This window comes from Klebsiella sp. GL120222-02 (genome assembly GCF_003097195.1).
GTDB classification, from domain to species: Bacteria; Pseudomonadota; Gammaproteobacteria; order Enterobacterales; family Enterobacteriaceae; genus Klebsiella; species Klebsiella variicola.
In genome coordinates this window covers 67,700-83,352 of the sequence record NZ_QEQO01000002.1, presented here as the reverse complement: position 1 = coordinate 83,352, position 15,653 = coordinate 67,700, and the positions used below count along the sequence as shown (strand labels likewise).

General features: G+C 62.8%; 12 protein-coding genes. 8 read left to right on the top strand and 4 right to left on the bottom strand.

What is annotated here, in order from left to right; genetic code table 11:
• Positions 1–74: 74 nt before the first annotated feature.
• Entirely contained in the window at positions 75–2,384 is a 2,310-nt protein-coding gene (locus tag N438_RS05590) for a molybdopterin-dependent oxidoreductase (RefSeq protein ID WP_008805614.1), read from the bottom strand.
• A 411-nt stretch (positions 2,385–2,795) separates the two neighbouring features.
• Here N438_RS05590 and N438_RS05585 point away from each other — a divergent pair, with 411 nt between their 5' ends.
• The 5 genes from N438_RS05585 to N438_RS05565 are packed head-to-tail and all read left to right on the top strand — an operon-like array spanning position 2,796 to position 8,263.
• Positions 2,796–3,776: a sugar ABC transporter substrate-binding protein gene (locus N438_RS05585; RefSeq protein ID WP_116696173.1), complete on the top strand. Its 981-nt coding sequence runs from the start codon at positions 2,796–2,798 to the stop codon at positions 3,774–3,776.
• Between the two features lie 44 nt (positions 3,777–3,820).
• Positions 3,821–5,323 (top strand): sugar ABC transporter ATP-binding protein, encoded by a 1,503-nt coding sequence (locus tag N438_RS05580; RefSeq protein ID WP_073984431.1) that lies wholly within the window; start codon positions 3,821–3,823, stop codon positions 5,321–5,323.
• The gene (locus N438_RS05575; protein WP_008805611.1) at positions 5,320–6,309 is read left to right on the top strand and encodes an ABC transporter permease; all 990 of its coding nucleotides are present in this window, start codon (positions 5,320–5,322) and stop codon (positions 6,307–6,309) included. Before N438_RS05580 ends, N438_RS05575 begins: the two co-directional genes overlap by 4 nt.
• Positions 6,306–7,310: an ABC transporter permease gene (locus N438_RS05570; RefSeq protein ID WP_022065711.1), complete on the top strand. Its 1,005-nt coding sequence runs from the start codon at positions 6,306–6,308 to the stop codon at positions 7,308–7,310. The genes N438_RS05575 and N438_RS05570 overlap by 4 nt, the downstream gene beginning before the upstream one ends.
• Positions 7,311–7,321: 11 nt before the next feature.
• Positions 7,322–8,263, top strand: a complete 942-nt coding sequence (locus N438_RS05565) for a sugar kinase (RefSeq protein ID WP_008805609.1) — start codon at positions 7,322–7,324, stop codon at positions 8,261–8,263.
• Positions 8,264–8,298: 35 nt separating this feature from the next.
• Here the strand turns inward: N438_RS05565 and N438_RS05560 are convergent, their stop codons facing one another.
• The 3 genes from N438_RS05560 to N438_RS05550 are packed head-to-tail and all read right to left on the bottom strand — an operon-like array spanning position 8,299 to position 11,441.
• Positions 8,299–9,327, bottom strand: coding sequence for a 2-hydroxyacid dehydrogenase (locus N438_RS05560; protein WP_002894255.1), 1,029 nt, complete (start codon positions 9,325–9,327; stop codon positions 8,299–8,301).
• Positions 9,324–10,820 (bottom strand): FGGY-family carbohydrate kinase, encoded by a 1,497-nt coding sequence (locus tag N438_RS05555; RefSeq protein WP_087848245.1) that lies wholly within the window; start codon positions 10,818–10,820, stop codon positions 9,324–9,326. Before N438_RS05555 ends, N438_RS05560 begins: the two co-directional genes overlap by 4 nt.
• A 12-nt stretch (positions 10,821–10,832) precedes the next feature.
• Positions 10,833–11,441, bottom strand: coding sequence for a methylthioribulose 1-phosphate dehydratase (locus tag N438_RS05550; RefSeq protein ID WP_008805607.1), 609 nt, complete (start codon positions 11,439–11,441; stop codon positions 10,833–10,835).
• A gap of 451 nt (positions 11,442–11,892) precedes the next feature.
• On the opposite strand from N438_RS05550, the gene codB reads away from it, so the two are divergent.
• Genes codB through codA form a run of 3 tightly spaced genes read left to right on the top strand, consistent with a single transcriptional unit; the run spans position 11,893 to position 15,622 of the window.
• On the top strand, positions 11,893–13,155 hold the full coding sequence (gene codB / locus N438_RS05545; RefSeq protein WP_046882350.1) for a cytosine permease: 1,263 nt from the start codon (positions 11,893–11,895) through the stop codon (positions 13,153–13,155).
• Positions 13,152–14,387, top strand: a complete 1,236-nt coding sequence (locus tag N438_RS05540) for a PucR family transcriptional regulator ligand-binding domain-containing protein (RefSeq protein WP_012542475.1) — start codon at positions 13,152–13,154, stop codon at positions 14,385–14,387. The genes codB and N438_RS05540 overlap by 4 nt, the downstream gene beginning before the upstream one ends.
• Positions 14,384–15,622: a cytosine deaminase gene (codA, locus tag N438_RS05535; protein ID WP_012968712.1), complete on the top strand. Its 1,239-nt coding sequence runs from the start codon at positions 14,384–14,386 to the stop codon at positions 15,620–15,622. The genes N438_RS05540 and codA overlap by 4 nt, the downstream gene beginning before the upstream one ends.
• Positions 15,623–15,653 lie beyond the last annotated feature (31 nt).

The window sequence follows — 15,653 nt, the reverse complement described above, 5'->3', positions numbered from 1 at the left end:
GCGGGCTTTGCCGGAGGCGGCGCATACCGCGCCTCCTCCGGACTACCCGCCCCGCCGCCGGCGAGCGCCAACGCCTAAACCTCAATAAACCTCGGCGGATCAAAGGCGGTGATCGGCGGCAGTGCCTCACGCCACGGGGCGATCTCCACCCAACAGCTCTGGGCGCTACAGCCCTGCCCCAGGCGCGAACTGCCGCGATCCTCGGTTAACACGTTGGGATTACCGTGCTTATCGAGCGTTCCTTTTTCATTGGGATCCAGCGGGTCATACCAGGCGCCGGTGGACATCTGTACCACGCCGGGCAAAATCTGCTCGCTCAGGTGCACGCCCGCCAGAATCGCCCCGCGGTCGTTATAGACCTTCACCACGCTGCCTTCGCGGATGTCTCTTGCCTGCGCATCGCTCGGATGCATCCACAGCGGCTCGCGTCCCTGAATTTTCGTCGCCCGGCTGACGCTGCCGTGGTCGTACTGACTGTGCAGGCGGGCGCGCGGCTGACTGGAGAGCAGATGAAGCGGCCACCGCGCCGCCTCCTGTCGCTGCCGGGCGGCCTCTTCCTCATCCCACCATGGATGGCCCGGGCATTCACGATAGCCAAACCCGGCGACGGTAGCGGAAAAGAGTTCAATCTTGCCGGAGGGCGTGGAGAGCGGATAGCGCTGCGGATCGGCGCGAAAATCGGCGAGAAAGATCTGCGGCCGCTCCGGCGCACTGTACTCCAGTACCCCTTGCTGCCAGAAGTCCTCGAACGAGGGCAGCGCAATACCCTCCTCCTGCGCCCGCGGTCTTGACTCCTCATAGAGATGACGCAGCCACTGCCCGGCGTCCCGCCCCTCGCTGAACTGTTCTCCGAAGCCCAGCCGATCGGCCAGATCGTGGAAAATGGCGTAATCGTCACGCGCTTCGCCCACCGGCGGGATCTGCGCGCTCATGGCGATCATAAACCCGTCGTGACCGCCGCTGCCGATATCCTCTCGCTCCAGCGAGGTGGTGGCTGGCAGGACGATATCGGAGAATTTAGCCTGCGCGGTCCAGTACTGCTCATGCACCACCACCGTCTCCGGACGGCGCCAGGCCTCGCACAGTCGGTTGATATCCTGATGATGATGAAACGCATTGCCTCCCGCCCAGTAAACCAGACGGATGTCGGGATAGCGCAGCTGCTGACCGTCGAACTCATAGGCTTCTCCCGGGTGCAGCAGCATATCGGACAGCCGCGCCACCGGGATAACGCTATCCACCGCATTCTCCCCGGCGGGTAAGCGTGGGCCGGAAAACGCTTTTCGCACCGCGCCCGCCAGGTTAGTGCAGGCGTAGCCAAACCCGAGGCCGCCGCCCGGCGTGCCGATCTGTCCCAGCAGCGCGGTCAGGGCCACCGTCGCCCAGTAGGCTTGCTCTCCCTGACGGGCGCGCTGGATAGACCAGGAGATATTCACCATCGTCCGGTGGCGGGCCATCTCCCGCGCCAGGTCGGCGATGCGCTGGGCATCCAGGCCGGTAATCGCCGCCGCCCACGCCGGGGTTTTCGCTACGCCGTCGTGCTCGCCCAACAGATAAGCGCGATAGGGGGCAAACCCGACGGTATGGCTGGCAACAAACGCCTGGTCGTAGAGAGACTCAGCGATCAGTACATAGCTCAGCGCCAGCAGCAGTGCGGTATCGGTGCCCGGACGAATGGCCAGCCACTCGGCGTCGGGCACCGCGCTGAGGTCATTGCGTACCGGGCTGATATTGATAAATCGGGTGCCGTTGGCCTGCATCTTATCCAGCCAGTACGGCAGCATATGGTCATTGGCGCCGCCGCCGTTGACCTGGGCATTGCGCAGCGGCAGACCGCCAATCGCGACAAACAGCTGACACTCCCGCGCCAGCTCGGAAAAATGGGTATGCTGACGGTGCAGCGGGCTCAACGGCCCGAGAATATGCGGCAGAATGCGCTCGCCCGCGGCGCTGCTATAGGTATTGGTGCTGGCGGTGTACCCGCCAAATCCCTTGAGAAACCGGTGCAGCTGGCTCTGCGCATGGTGAAAGCGTCCAGCGCTGGCCCAGCCGTAGGAGCCGCCGTAGATCGCCTCATTGCCGCAGCGCGCCTTGACCGAGCGCAGCTCGCGAGCCAGCAGGTCCAGCGCCACCTCCCAACTGACTTCAACAAAGGGCTCCTTGCCTCGCCCTTCTCGTGACGCCGGCCCCTGCTGAAGATAGCCGGCGCGCACCGCCGGACGGCGAATGCGCGTTTGGCTGGTCACCGCGTCGGGGAGCGACTGACCAATGCGTGACGGATTTTTATCCCAGGGCACCGGATTAACCGCCACGATATCGCCCTCGCGGCTCTCCACCTGCCACGTTCCCCAGTGCATCACCGTATAATTATGCTGTTTCTTCATAGCACTCGCGTTCTTCTCAGCCAAAAAACTCGTTAAAATAAATCGAGGAAATGACGGAAATATCCCCGTCCCAGCCAGACATTACTCTGCTAAAAAAAGTATTAGCCCGCGCAATCACCTGCATTTCCCTGCAAGGGCCGTATTTCTCCACGCCATCACAATAAACAGAAAGCCGTCTTTATCCGTTAAATAAACACGGAAAACGTCAAAAATAAAACCACAAAATAAAAAGGTATATTTTGCATCATGAAATATTTTCAGGTTCCCGATGGCAAAATAACATTTTTCTCTGGCGTTTCTGCGATATAACATTCCCGGCATAACTTAGACTTATTTTGTATTTGAGGTGGCGAGGTGCTTCTTGTCATGCTACCGGTCCGCAACCACCTTCATCACAGGATCATAATAACAATGTCGCAGAAAAGAAAATTATTGCCTGCCGCGCTGGGACTGCTTTCCCTTGCCTCGCTGAGCGTCGCTGCCGCAGACGCCCTCTCCTTACAGGGAAAAACCATTGGCGTTGCCGTTGTCGGCACTCAGCATTTCTGGGATCGCGAGGCCTTTAAGGGTGCGACAGAGGAAGTGGAGAAACTGGGGGGCAAAGTCATTGGCGTCGATGGCGGTCGCGATAATCAGGTGCATGCCAATAATCACGATATTTTACTGTCACGCAAGGTGGACGCGGTAATTAGTATTCTCGGCGACAGCGCCGTCGAACCAAAATTTAAAGCATTGCGTGATGCTAGTATCCCGGTATTTACCGTGGATCACGTTTCTCAATATTCGGTCAACAATACCACCTCCGATAACTACACCTTAGGCTCGACCATCGGCCGCTACATGGCGGATGAATTAGGCGGCAAAGGCAACGTCGCCGTATTTAACGCGTTCTCCAGCGCGCTGCGTATTTGCGGAATTCGCTACGATCAGTGGAAATATGTCCTTAAGGATTATCCGGATATTCATATTATCCAGCCTGAGCTCGCGGAACAGTTCGCCAACTCGCCGGAAGACGCGCGGAAGAAAACCCTCGAATTACTCAGCCAGTATCCGAAAGGCAAACTGGACGCCATCCATGTCGCCTGCTGGGATCAACCGGCCATCGGTATCGTCCAGGCACTGGAAGAGACCGGCCGTGATAAGGATGTGAAAGTGACGGCCATCGACGCCGGTCCGGAGACGCTGGAGATCATGGCAGAGCCCGGCAGTCCGTTTGTGGCTAACGTCGCGCAGCAGCCGCATCTGATTGGCCAGACCTCCGCCGACAACGTGGCCCGCTACTTTGCCGGTCAGAAACTGCCGGTGCAAACCTTTATCCCGGTGATACCGGTGAAAGGTCCGCAGGAGGCGAAAGCGGTGTATAAACAGTTGGGATACGGCGAACTGCAGTGATAAATCAACACCCTGGCGGGGAGCGCCCCGCCGCGGGTCTGGTCATGGACCAGATCGGCAAACGTTTTGCCAGCGTTACGGCGCTTAATTCAGTCACCCTGCGCCTCAATCCGGGGGAAATTCATGGCCTGATTGGCGAGAACGGCGCCGGTAAATCGACGCTGATTAAAATCCTCGCCGGCGTCTATCAGGCTGACAGCGGCAGCGCGACCCTCGACGGTCACCCGCTGCCCCTCGGCAATCCGGCAGCCATTGAAGCCGCCGGCATTCGCGTCATTCACCAGGAGCTTAACCTGATCCCGCACTTTACCGTCGCGGAATCGGTGTTTCTCGGCCAGGAGTATCGCACCCGCTGGGGGGCGCTGGATCGCCGACGGATGAAGGCCGCCACGGCGCAATTTTTCCAGCAAAACTGGCAGCTGGCGATCGACCCCGAACGGCTGGTGCGCGACCTGAGCCTTGCCGAGCGCAAGCTGGTGCAGATTGCCCGCGCGCTGATCGACGGCGCGGCGCGGCTGGTGGTGTTCGACGAGCCCACCGCCCCCCTGGAGGCGCAGGAGGCCAGTCTGGTCTCCTCCGCCATCCTTCGCCTGCGCGACCAGGGCATTGCCATTCTGTATATTTCCCACTACCTCAATGAGATAGCCACCCTCTGCGACCGCGGCACCGTGCTGCGTAACGGGGAAGTGGTCGGTTACCCGGACCGCGACCTGCTGCAGAATACCGAGGCGCTGATCGCCATGATGGTCGGCCGGGAAATCGACCAGCTGTATACCCCGCGCCAGCGCCCGGCGGCAGACAACGGGGCGACCCCGCTGCTCTCGGTGCGCCAGCTGAGCGACGGGCGGCAACTGCAGGATCTCTCTTTTGATATTCAGCCGGGCGAAATCGTCGGCGTCGCCGGCCTGCTGGGCGCCGGACGCGATGTGCTGGTCGACTTACTCTACGGCTTACGCCCGGCAGAACGCGGTACGATCCATCTCGACGGCCAGCCGCGGCGCATTCGTACACCGAAGCAGGCGATCCGCGCCGGCATGGCGCTGGTGCCACGCGACCGCCGCCATCAGGGGCTGATCCTGCCCTTCACCACCGCCGACAATATTAATCTCGCCTCACTGCCGGAGACCGCTACCTTTGGCTGGGAGCGGCGGGGTATCGCCGAGCAGAAAGCGCGCGACTGGATAGAACAGCTGGCGATCCGCCCGGGACGCCCGGCGCTGCCGGTACGCTACATGAGCGGCGGCAACCAGCAAAAAGCGATCCTCGCCCGCTGGCTCGGCACCGATGCCCGGCTGTTTATTCTCGATGAACCCACCCTTGGGGTCGATATCGGCGCCCGTCGCGATATTTATCAACGGACGCGCCAGCTGGCCGATAAAGGACGGGCGGTGCTGGTCTCCTCCAGCGACGCCCCCGAACTGCTCGGACTATGCGACCGGATCCTGGTCCTCTGGCGCGGCGCGCTGGCGGCCAATCTGCCCACCCGCGGGCTAACGCTGGACGCCCTGCTGGTGGCGATCAACGGCGGACAGGAGCCTTCACTATGAGTACCGCTATCCAGCGTCGCGGCCGTCCAGGCCTGGCGACGCTGATTGAAAAATTTCCCCTGATCCTGTTTCTGGCGCTGCTGGTATGGCTGAGCGTACAGTCTCCCTACTTTCTCAGCTGGCAAAATATCAGCCTGATGCTGGTCCAGAGCGTTCCGCTGGCGATCCTCTGTTTCGGCCTGGTCTGCGTTATCGCCGTGGGCGGGGATGACGTGGTCTCCGGCGGCATCGACCTCTCCCTGCCGGCGACGGCGGTGCTCGGCGTCGCGCTGCTCAGCCTCGGTCTGGCCGAATGGCACACGCCGTACCTCCTGCTGCTGGCGCTGCTGGCGGCGGTTTGCCTGCTCTGCGGGGCGATCAACGGCTTCCTGGTGCTGGCGGCCGGCCTGCCGCCGCTGCTAGCCACCCTCTCGACCTCCGTGGCGTTTACCGGCCTGACAGATCTGTTGACCGGCCAGCGGCGCATCGCGGTCAGCGATCCGCTGATGGTCGCCTTTCGCGATAACAGTGTGCTGGGCCTGCCCTGGCCGCTGATCTATCTGCTGGGGGTATTTATCCTGTTCCAGTTCCTGCTCCACCACTCCCGCTTCGGCCAGCATGTGCAGGCGGTGGGCGGCAATCGCGATATGGCGCAGATGAGCGGCCTGAACGTGCGCCGCTTGACCCTGCTGGTCTGGCTGTTAGCGGGCATTGCCGCCGGGCTGGCTATTCTGCCGCTGCTCAGCCAGGGCTCCGGCAGTTCCAGCGGGACGGCCACGCCGCTGCTGCTGGAAACCGTGCTCGCGACCTTTATCGGCGCCGCCTTCTCGCGCCGTCGGGTGGTCACCATCTGGGGGGCGCTGCTGGGGGCGATCCTGGTTAACGCCCTCTCTAACGGGCTCGGCCTGCTGGGGGTCAATATCTTCTGGATGGGCGCCATTAAAGGCGGCCTGATCCTGGTGGTGCTGGCGGCATCGGCGGTCAGACACAAAGGAGGCGAGGCATGAGCCAAATCACCCTGAAAACCCCTGCCCCGGCAGAACCGACGGCCAGCAGCCCGCTGGCCTGGCTATCGCGGGCCGGATTTGGCGTCATCACCCTGCTGGCCATCGCCCTGTTTGGCTGGGCGAATCCGGTATTTTTAACCGTGGATAACTGGGCCAACCTGCTGCAGGGCAGCGCGATCCTGCTGATTGTGGCGATGGCGATGACCTTGATTGTCAGCGCCGGGGCGATTGATCTGTCGGTGGGCGTTGCGCTCGATTTCGGCGCCGCCTTCGCCCTCGTCGCCCTGAAAACCTGGCATCTGCCGTGGCAGGCCGCGGTAGGCTGCGCCCTGCTTGGCGGCGTGCTGATTGGCCTGCTCAATGCCTTTCTGATCCTCATCTGCCGGATCCGCCCCTTCCTCGCCACGCTCGGCACCTGGTTTATCGCCAGCAGCGCCGAGCGCATCTATACCGACGGCGGCGGCGCGATAGCTTATCGGCGGATGGCGCCGGAATATCACGATCTGGCAGTGGGCAACCTTGGTGGGATCCCCACGCCGGTGGTGATTGTGCTGGCGCTGTGGCTGGTGGCATGGCTGGTCACCGAGCGCACGCTGTGGGGCAAATATGTCCGCGCCATCGGCCAGAACAGCGAAGCGGCGCGTATCGCCGGGATCCGCGATCGCCTGACCATGCTCGGCGTGCTGGTGGCCGCCTCGGCGCTCTGCGCCATCGGCGGGGTGATCCTCTCCGCCAACCTGCGGCAGTTTACTCCCCTGGCCGGGCAGTCTTACCTGATGGACGCCATTGCGGCGGTATTTATCGGCACCGCCTTTAACCGTCTGGGCCGGGTCAGCATCCTCGGCACCCTCGGCGGCGTGCTGTTCCTTGCCATTATTGATAATGGCCTGAACCTGATGGGGCTCAATTATCTGGTGAAGGACGCGCTGGTCGGCGTGATTCTGGTGGTGGCCCTCGCCCTTTCTTTCTGGCAGGCGCGCCTGCGCCAAACGCATCGCTAAACGGGAGAACGATGGCAACCTTTGACGCCGTGTTTGTCGGCCTGACTATTCTGGATATCGCCGGGCGCCCGGTGGTGGCGATACCGCCGCGCGGCGGCGTCGCCTTTATTGAGCAAATTCGCCTCAACCCCGCCGGCACCGCCGCCGGGGCCAATATTAACGCCGCGAAGCTGGGGATCCGCACCGCAGCGGTGGCCTGCCTGGGTGAAGATGAAAAGGCCGACTTTATCCTCGCCAGCTATGCCCGGCTGGGCATCGACTGCTCGCTTATCCAGCGCACCGCGCTGAAAGAGACCTCGGCGACGATCCTGCCGATTCGCCCCAACGGCGAGCGTCCGGCCCTGCATTGCCGGGGCGCATCCGACGCCCTGTTCGTCAGTGAAACGGAATTTGACGCCGTCCTCGACTGTCGTTTCCTGCATCACGGCGGGACCGGACTGCTGGCTGCAATGGACCAGGGACAGAGCGCGCGGCTGTTGCAGGCGGCTAAAGCGCGCGGAGTCACCACCAGCTTTGACCTTATCGCCCCGAATGAAGACACCCTCGAACTACTGCGGCCCCTGTTGCCGTCGGTGGATTATTTCATGCCTTCGCTGGAGGAAGCCGCCTTTCTCTCCGGCGAGACGCAGCCGGAGGCCATCGGCCGCTTCTTCCTGGCACTCGGTGTGGGCACCTGCATTCTGAAAGACGGCGAGAACGGTTCCTGGCTTATCCGTCGAGATGGCGCGCTGGAGCATATTGCGCCGTGGCCGGTCGAGGCAGTGGATACCACCGGCTGCGGCGACAGCTACTGCGGCGGGTTTATTGCCGCGCTGGCGCGCGGACTCAGCGTGAAAGCAGCGTGTGACGTCGCCTCGGCGGTGGCCGCGCTGGTGGCGACCGGGATGGGATCGGATGCCGGGGTAGTGGACTGGGAACAGACCCAGGCTTTTATGGCGGCCCATCGCCCCTGACGATGGACCCGCGCCGCCGCAGCGGCGCAAGCGGCTTAACGCCACTGGTACAGCAGCGGCTCCCCGGCGACATAGCGCTGAAGATCGGCGGCAATCATCGCCGTGTGTTTGGCGATACTCTCCCGGGTGGCTCCGGCGATATGCGGCGTGATAATCACGTTATCGAACTCGATAACAAAAGGATGATCTCGCCACAGCGGTTCGCGGTGATAGACATCCAGCGCCGCGCCGCCCAGCGGGCCGTGGCGCAGGGCATCAATTAGTGCCGCCTCGTCGACCACCGCCGCGCGAGAGGTATTGATCAGCAGCGCGCCGGGCTTCATGCTGTTTAACAGCGCCGCATTCACCAGCCCGTCACTGTGCGGCCCGCTGCTCAGGTGCAGGCTGACGATATCCGCCTCGCGGAACAGCGCCTCCAGGGTCGTTTTCTGTAGCCCTGGCTCATTGATATCCTCTGCGGCGACGAACGGATCCACCACCAACACCGCCATGCCGAACGCCCGGGCGATACGCGCCACCCGGCGGCCAATGTTGCCATACCCCACCAGCCCCAGCGTTTTATTGCGCAGTTCACTGCCTTTAAACACTTCATAGGGGCTTTCCGGGCTCACGTCCCAGACCACATCCCGCCGCAGACCCTGCTGGGTGGCGGCGGCGGCATTATCAGCCTGCGTGAATTCCCCCCGCTTCAGCGCCGCATGGGATTGCGGAATATGGCGCGCCAGGCTGAGCATCAGGCCAAGCGTCAGCTCCGCGGCGGCATCGGCATTGCGCCCCGGGGTGTAGAGCACCCGGATGCCGCGCGCCTGGGCGGCCTGGGTATCAATATTCACCGGATTCGCGCGAGTACAGGCGATCACCTGCAGGCGCGGACAGGCGGCCATTACCGCGTCTGTCACCTCATCATAGCTGGTCACCAGCACCTCGGCGTCATGGGCCAGCTCAATCAGCTGACCGGCGCTAAGTTTCGGTTTGCCCAGCGCCCATCCCTCCACCAGCAGCTCGCCCAGCTGGTGGAAGGCGCTAAGGTCGCCAGCATGCTCGGCGGTAAAAACGATTTTCATGGTTGTACGTCCTGAGAAAGAGGTTGAAGGGCGGCCTGTCTGGCCTGCCATACCGGCAGCATCTGCTCACGCAGCAGGCGGTAAACGGGATACAGCGCCGCGTAGCGGGCATGCGCCTGAGGGCGCGGCTGATAGCGGGTCTGCGCCAGCGGAGGCGTCTCGGCCAGCGCCGCGACGCTGCGGGCCGCCAGAATCGCCGCGCCGCGCGCGCTCAGTTCGTTAAAGGCGCTGGAGACCACCGTACGCCCGGTACAGTCGGCGATAATCTGCAGCCAGGTCGCCGAGGCTGCGCCGCCGCCGGTCAGATACAGCTCGCCGCCCTGCGGATAACCCTGTAGCGCATCGACAATGGCGAAGGCCAGGCCTTCAAACACCGCGCGCTGCAGTTCGGCGCGGGTGGTGTGCGGGCTAATGCCGAAAAAGCCGGCCCGCGCGTCCGGGCTGTAAAACGGCGCGCGTTCGCCATTGAGGTACGGCTGCCAGAAGACGCCGCCGCTGCCTGGCTCCACCTCCGCGATCGCCTGCTCCAGCCGATCCAGATCGGCGTCCAGCGAAATATGCTGCTGCAGCCAGTCAATGTTTGGCGTACCGGCCTGCATCGGAAACAGCGAGATCACCTGCCCGGCTTCGGTATGGGTGACAAAGCGCGTCGCCTCGTTCACCGTCTGCGGGCCGCGGCAGACGATCCCGGTGCAGCAGGTAGTGCCGAGGATCGTGTAGATATCCCCTTCGTTGACCGCGCCGCAGCCCAGCGCGGCGCTACAGACATCCAGCGCCCCGGCGGCCACCGGCGTCGCGGCGGGCAGCCCGGTCAGCGCCGCCACCGCATCGCTCAGCGTGCCAGCCGGAGCATCCGGGGCCAGCAGCGGGGGAAACAGCGGCAGCAGTTCGTTCAGCCCCATCTCATTCATCACCACCGAGGACCAGCTGCCGGTCTGCTGATTGAGTAACGAGCTGCTGGCGTCCGTCAACTCCAGCGCCGCCACGCCGGTCAGGCGAAAGCGGATCCAGTCCTTGGCGAAAAACAGATAGCGCGCGGCCGCCAGCCGCGCCGGCTGATACTGTTTCAGCCAGTACAGCTGCAGGCTGGTATTGCAGGGCTGCAGGTGGGTGCCGGTATCGGCGAAATAGCGGCGGTCGAAGCCGGGTCGGCGCAGCAGGTCGCTCATCAGCTCGTGGCTGCGGGTATCGCTCCACAGGATCCCCGGGCCCACCGGTTCGCCCTGCTCATCGCTGAGCCAGACCCCCTCCCCTTGCCCGGCGAGGCCGATGGCCCGCAGCCGCCCCGCCTGCAGCGCCGGGTGGCGGGCAATCTGGCGCAGAATAGCCAGCACCGAATGCCACAGCTGGGTCATATCCTGTTCCGCGTAGCCATTGGCCGACAGGCGGGGTAAAGTGTTTTCCGCGGCGCTGGCGCAGGCGGTGAAATGCTGATCAAACAGCACCGCTTTCACCCGCGAGGTGCCGATATCGATCCCAAGATAAAAATCCATACCTGCTCCGGCTCAGGGCTCGTAGCGGCGGCGCATCAGCTCGCACTCGAACAGGAACTCCAGCCCCTCCAGTTGACGGCGGGCCTCCTGAATATCTTTCCCCCAGCAGGTCAGGCCGTGGCCGCGCAGCAGAAAGCCGTAGCGCAGCGGGCGCGTTTGCGCATAATCGGCAATCCGCGCCGCCAGGGCGTCAATATCCTGGTCATTATCAAAGATGGCGACCGGAACAGTATCGAGATGGCTGTGCTGCCCGCTAAGGGTTTTCTGCATTTCATACCCCTGCAGCGCCAGCGTGTCGCTTTTTTCGATGCGCGACAGCACGGTGGCGTTGACGGTATGCACATGCAGCACCACGTTGGCTTCCGGGAACAGGCGATACACCAGGGTGTGCAGGCCGGTCTCGGCCGACGGCTTCCGTCCGGAAGGCGCCTGGTTGGTGGCGATCTCAACCTGCAGAAAATCCTCGGTCGTCAGGCTGCCTTTGTCGCGGCCCGACTCGCTTAGCCAGCACCAGGTGTCATCCTGACGCACCGACATATTGCCGCCGGTCGCCGGCGCCCAGCCTTTCGCGCCGATCCAATGACAGGTGGTGACCAGTTGCGCGAGTCTTTCTTGCCACATAGCAGTTCCTTAGGTTAGCGATGATTTATTTAGCCGTCTAAATGGCTATTTATCCGATACTAACACCGCTAACCGGAGGGGACAATATTTCAGGAAACACACACAAGACAAATGGTTATATCATAAATGCATATTAAATAACCCTTATTCACAGTGATTTAACCAACCGTTTTCAGTACACCGCTATTCTCTACTACTCGCTGGCAAAAAACTGGCGGATCGCCCTGGCTGAAATTCTCCTCCTGCGCCAGGGATGCGCTCGCCGCCCTCCTCTGCCCTGGACTGGTGCAAAACATGGCAGGATGCCCACTAAAATGGCATCTCATCGTCTTTACCCCATCATTACTGTGCACTGTGCACATCCTGTGATATTCCCCGTGCCCGGTTTTTCCTGGCACATCTCTTGCTACTTCCGGCTATCACCGCCCATCTACCAGCCAGAGGTTCCAGGATGTCAAACAGCAATGATTTTCCCCTCGTCGAAGCGCCCGCCGCCGGACGCAAAGGCGTATTTTCCATCGCCATGGTGTTGTTCAGCTTTACCTTTTTCACCGGCACGATGTTTGCCGGCGGCAAAATCGGCGTCTCCTTTTCCATCGTCAATCTGCTGTGGATAGCCGTCATCGGCAACGCCTTGCTGGCCCTCTATGCCGCGTCGCTGGGCTGGATCGCCGCGCGCAGCGGCCTGAATACGGTGCTGATGGGCCGGTTCTGCTTCGGGGAGATCGGCAGCAAGCTGGCCGATTTTATTCTTGGTTTTGCCGAGCTGGGCTGGTACGCCTGGGGGACCGCCACGGTCGCTATCTCGCTGGTGAAGATCCTCGCCCTGCCCGAGGCGCTGACCCAGCCGCTGATGGTGCTGTTTGGCATTTTGTTCTGCGTCACCGCGCTGGTGGGCTACAAGGGACTGGACGCGCTGTCGCGCCTGTCGGTGCCATTGATGTTTGTGCTGCTGATGGTCTCCATGTATCTGGCGCTGCACCACGCCGGCGGCTGGCAGGCGATGACCCGCATTGCCCCGAGCGACACCATGACCTGGTCGGCGGCCATCACCATGGTCTTCGGGACCTTCGCCAGCGGCGCCACCCAGGCGACGAACTGGACCCGGCTGGCTAACTCCAGCCGGACCGCCATTCTCGCCAGCATGGGCAGCTTCCTCATCGGCAACGGGCTGATGATCGTCGCCGGCGCCTGGTGCGCCATCGTTTATCAACAGGCCGATATTGTGGAAGTCCTGATCCTGCAGGGGCTGTCGGTCGCCGCGGTGATCATGCTGTGTCTCAACCTGCTGACCATTCAGGGACCCACCATCTATAACGTCTCCGCCGCCGCCTGCCATCTGCTGCGCAGCGAACGTCGCCGGACGCTGACCCTCGCCGCCGCCGGGGTGGGCATTGTGCTCGCTATTGGCGGTATGTATGAAATGCTGATCCCCTTCCTTGTGCTGCTGGGCAGTATTATTCCGCCCATTGGCGGGGTGATCCTCGCCGACTACTGGTTCGCCCGCGGCGGGCGCTATCCCCTGCTGCAGAACGCCCGCCTGCCGCGTTTTAACTGGCTGGGACTCGGCGCCTACGCCGCCGGCGCGGTGGTGGCCTATCTGTCACCGTGGATCGCGCCGCTGGTGGGGATCACCGTCTCCGCGCTGGTCTATATCGTCCTGAGCCTGCTAAGCAAACGCCAGCCTGCCGCCGTCGCGGAGCAGGAGCCATGAGCCTGACGGTCAGCGAACTGCTGGCCCTTGAGGGACTCTCCGCCCTGCGTCTGCGGGCGGGAAAGCAAGGGCTGCAGCGGGCCGTACGCTGGTACTACGTGGCGGAAAATGAACATATCGCCGAGTGGATCATGGGCGGCGAGCTGGTCTTTATTACCGGCATCAACCATCCCCGTGATGAAGCCAACCTGATCCAGTTGCTGATGGAGGGAAAACAGCGCGGCATCGCCGGGATGGTGATCCTCACCGGCGAGGCCTATATCCACGCCATTCCCGCCACGCTGATCGCCCTTGCCGACGAGCTGGGCATTCCGCTGATTGAGCAGCCCTACCTGCTGAAGATGGTAATTGTCACCGAGCGCATCGGCACCGCGCTGGTCCGCAGTGAAAACGCCCTGCAGTCACAGCGCGACATTCTGATGCAGCTGGTCACCGGCGACTATCCGGATCTGCAGATGCTCCATCAGCGCGCCCTCCATCAGCAGCTCGATTTTACCCGTCCGCTGCGGCTGGCGGCGCTGCGTCTGGAGGGGCTGTCCCGCCTGTTTCGCCAGTTCCCGCCCGAGCAGGCCGAAGCCTGGCTGCTGCAGGCCCACCGCAGCGTGCGTCAGCAGCTGCAGCAGCAGCTCAACCAGCAGGGCAACCCCTTCCCGCTGCTGGAGCGCAGCAATATGTTTCTTTTCCTGCTGCCGGATGAGGAGGGGGAAGGCTTTCAGCAGAAAAAATGGCTGCAGCAGTGGCTGCAGGCGCTGGCGGACGGAGAGGAGGGTTTGTCGCTGCTCTGCGGCCTCTCCGCACCGGTCAGGCAGCTGCAGGGTTATCCGCGGGCGCTGTCGCAGGCGCGCCAGGCGCTGGATCTGTGCGATACCCTGCGGCCGACCCAGCGTATCAGCGACTATCAGCAGTTGGGGTTTATCAAACTGTTGTCCGCGGTCAGCGACCCGGCGCTGCTCAACGATTTTATGCACGACACCCTGGGCTGCCTGATCGAGCCGGGCCGCAAAGCGCCATGGCTGCTGCTGGAGACCCTCGAGACGCTGCTGCAGGAGAACGGCAACGTGGTGCGGGCCGCCGACCGGCTGGGCCTGCATCGCAACACATTGCATCAGCGCATCCAGCGTATTGAAAAACTGACCGGCTACCCGGTCAGCCACCCCCAGTTTCATCTCAACGCCTCGGTCGCGCTGGTGATCTGGCGTTTATCGCAAAACCATTTACAGGACCCACCATGAAAATTATTAACGCTCGCCTGCGCCGCCAGGAGGCGCTGTTTACTCTTGACCTGCAGGACGGGATGATTCACCGCATCACCGCCCAGGCCGCGATGCAGAGTGCCGACGCCGGGGATATCGACGCCCAGGGCCGGCTGGCGATCCCGCCCTTCGTCGAGCCGCATATCCATCTTGACGCCACCCTCACCGCGGGCGAGCCGGAGTGGAACCGCAGCGGTACCCTGTTTGAAGGCATCACCCGCTGGAGCCAGCGCAAAGCGAGTATTACCCCGGAGGACACCCGCCAGCGGGCGCTGAAAACCATCGGCATGCTGCGCGACTTCGGCGTCCAGCACGTCCGGACCCATGTGGATGTCACCGATCCGTCGCTGGCGGCCCTGAAGGCGCTGCTGGCGGTGAAACAAGAGGCCGCCGATCTTATCGATCTGCAGATTGTCGCCTTCCCGCAGGAGGGAATCGAATCGTACCCCGACGGCCGCGGACTCATGACCCGCGCCATCGAGATGGGCGCCGACGTGGTGGGCGGCATTCCGCACTATGAGAACACCCGCGACAAAGGGGTCAGCTCGGTGATGTTTTTGATGGACCTCGCCCAGCGTTACGGCCGCCTGGTGGATGTCCACTGCGATGAAATCGACGATCCGCAATCGCGTTTCCTTGAAGTACTGGCGGAGGAGGCGCGGGTGCGCGGCATGGGGGCGCAGGTCACCGCCAGCCACACCTGCGCGATGGGCTCTTATGATAACGCCTACTGCTCAAAGCTGTTTCGCCTGCTGAAAGCCTCGGGCATCAACTTCATCTCCTGCCCGACCGAAAGCATTCATCTGCAGGGCCGGTTTGACAGCTGGCCGAAACGGCGCGGCGTCACCCGGGTGGCGGAGCTGGATCGCGCCGGCATCAACGTCTGCTTTGCCCAGGACTCGATTCAGGATCCGTGGTACCCGCTGGGGAACGGCAATATCCTGCGCATTCTGGATGCCGGGCTGCACATCTGCCATATGCTCGGCTATGACGATCTGCAGCGCTGCCTCGACTTCGTCACCGACAACAGCGCCCGGGCGCTGTGTCTGGGCGATAACTACGGCCTCGCCGAAGGCCGCCCGGCGAACCTGCTGATCCTCGATGCGGAAAACGACTACGAGGCCGTCCGTCGTCAGGCACGGGTGCTGACCTCCATTCGCCACGGCAAGGTGATTTTGCAGCGTGAGGTGGAGCACATCCGCTACCCGGCATAAGGCGCAAGGCGCTGCGCGTCGGCGCCTTTCT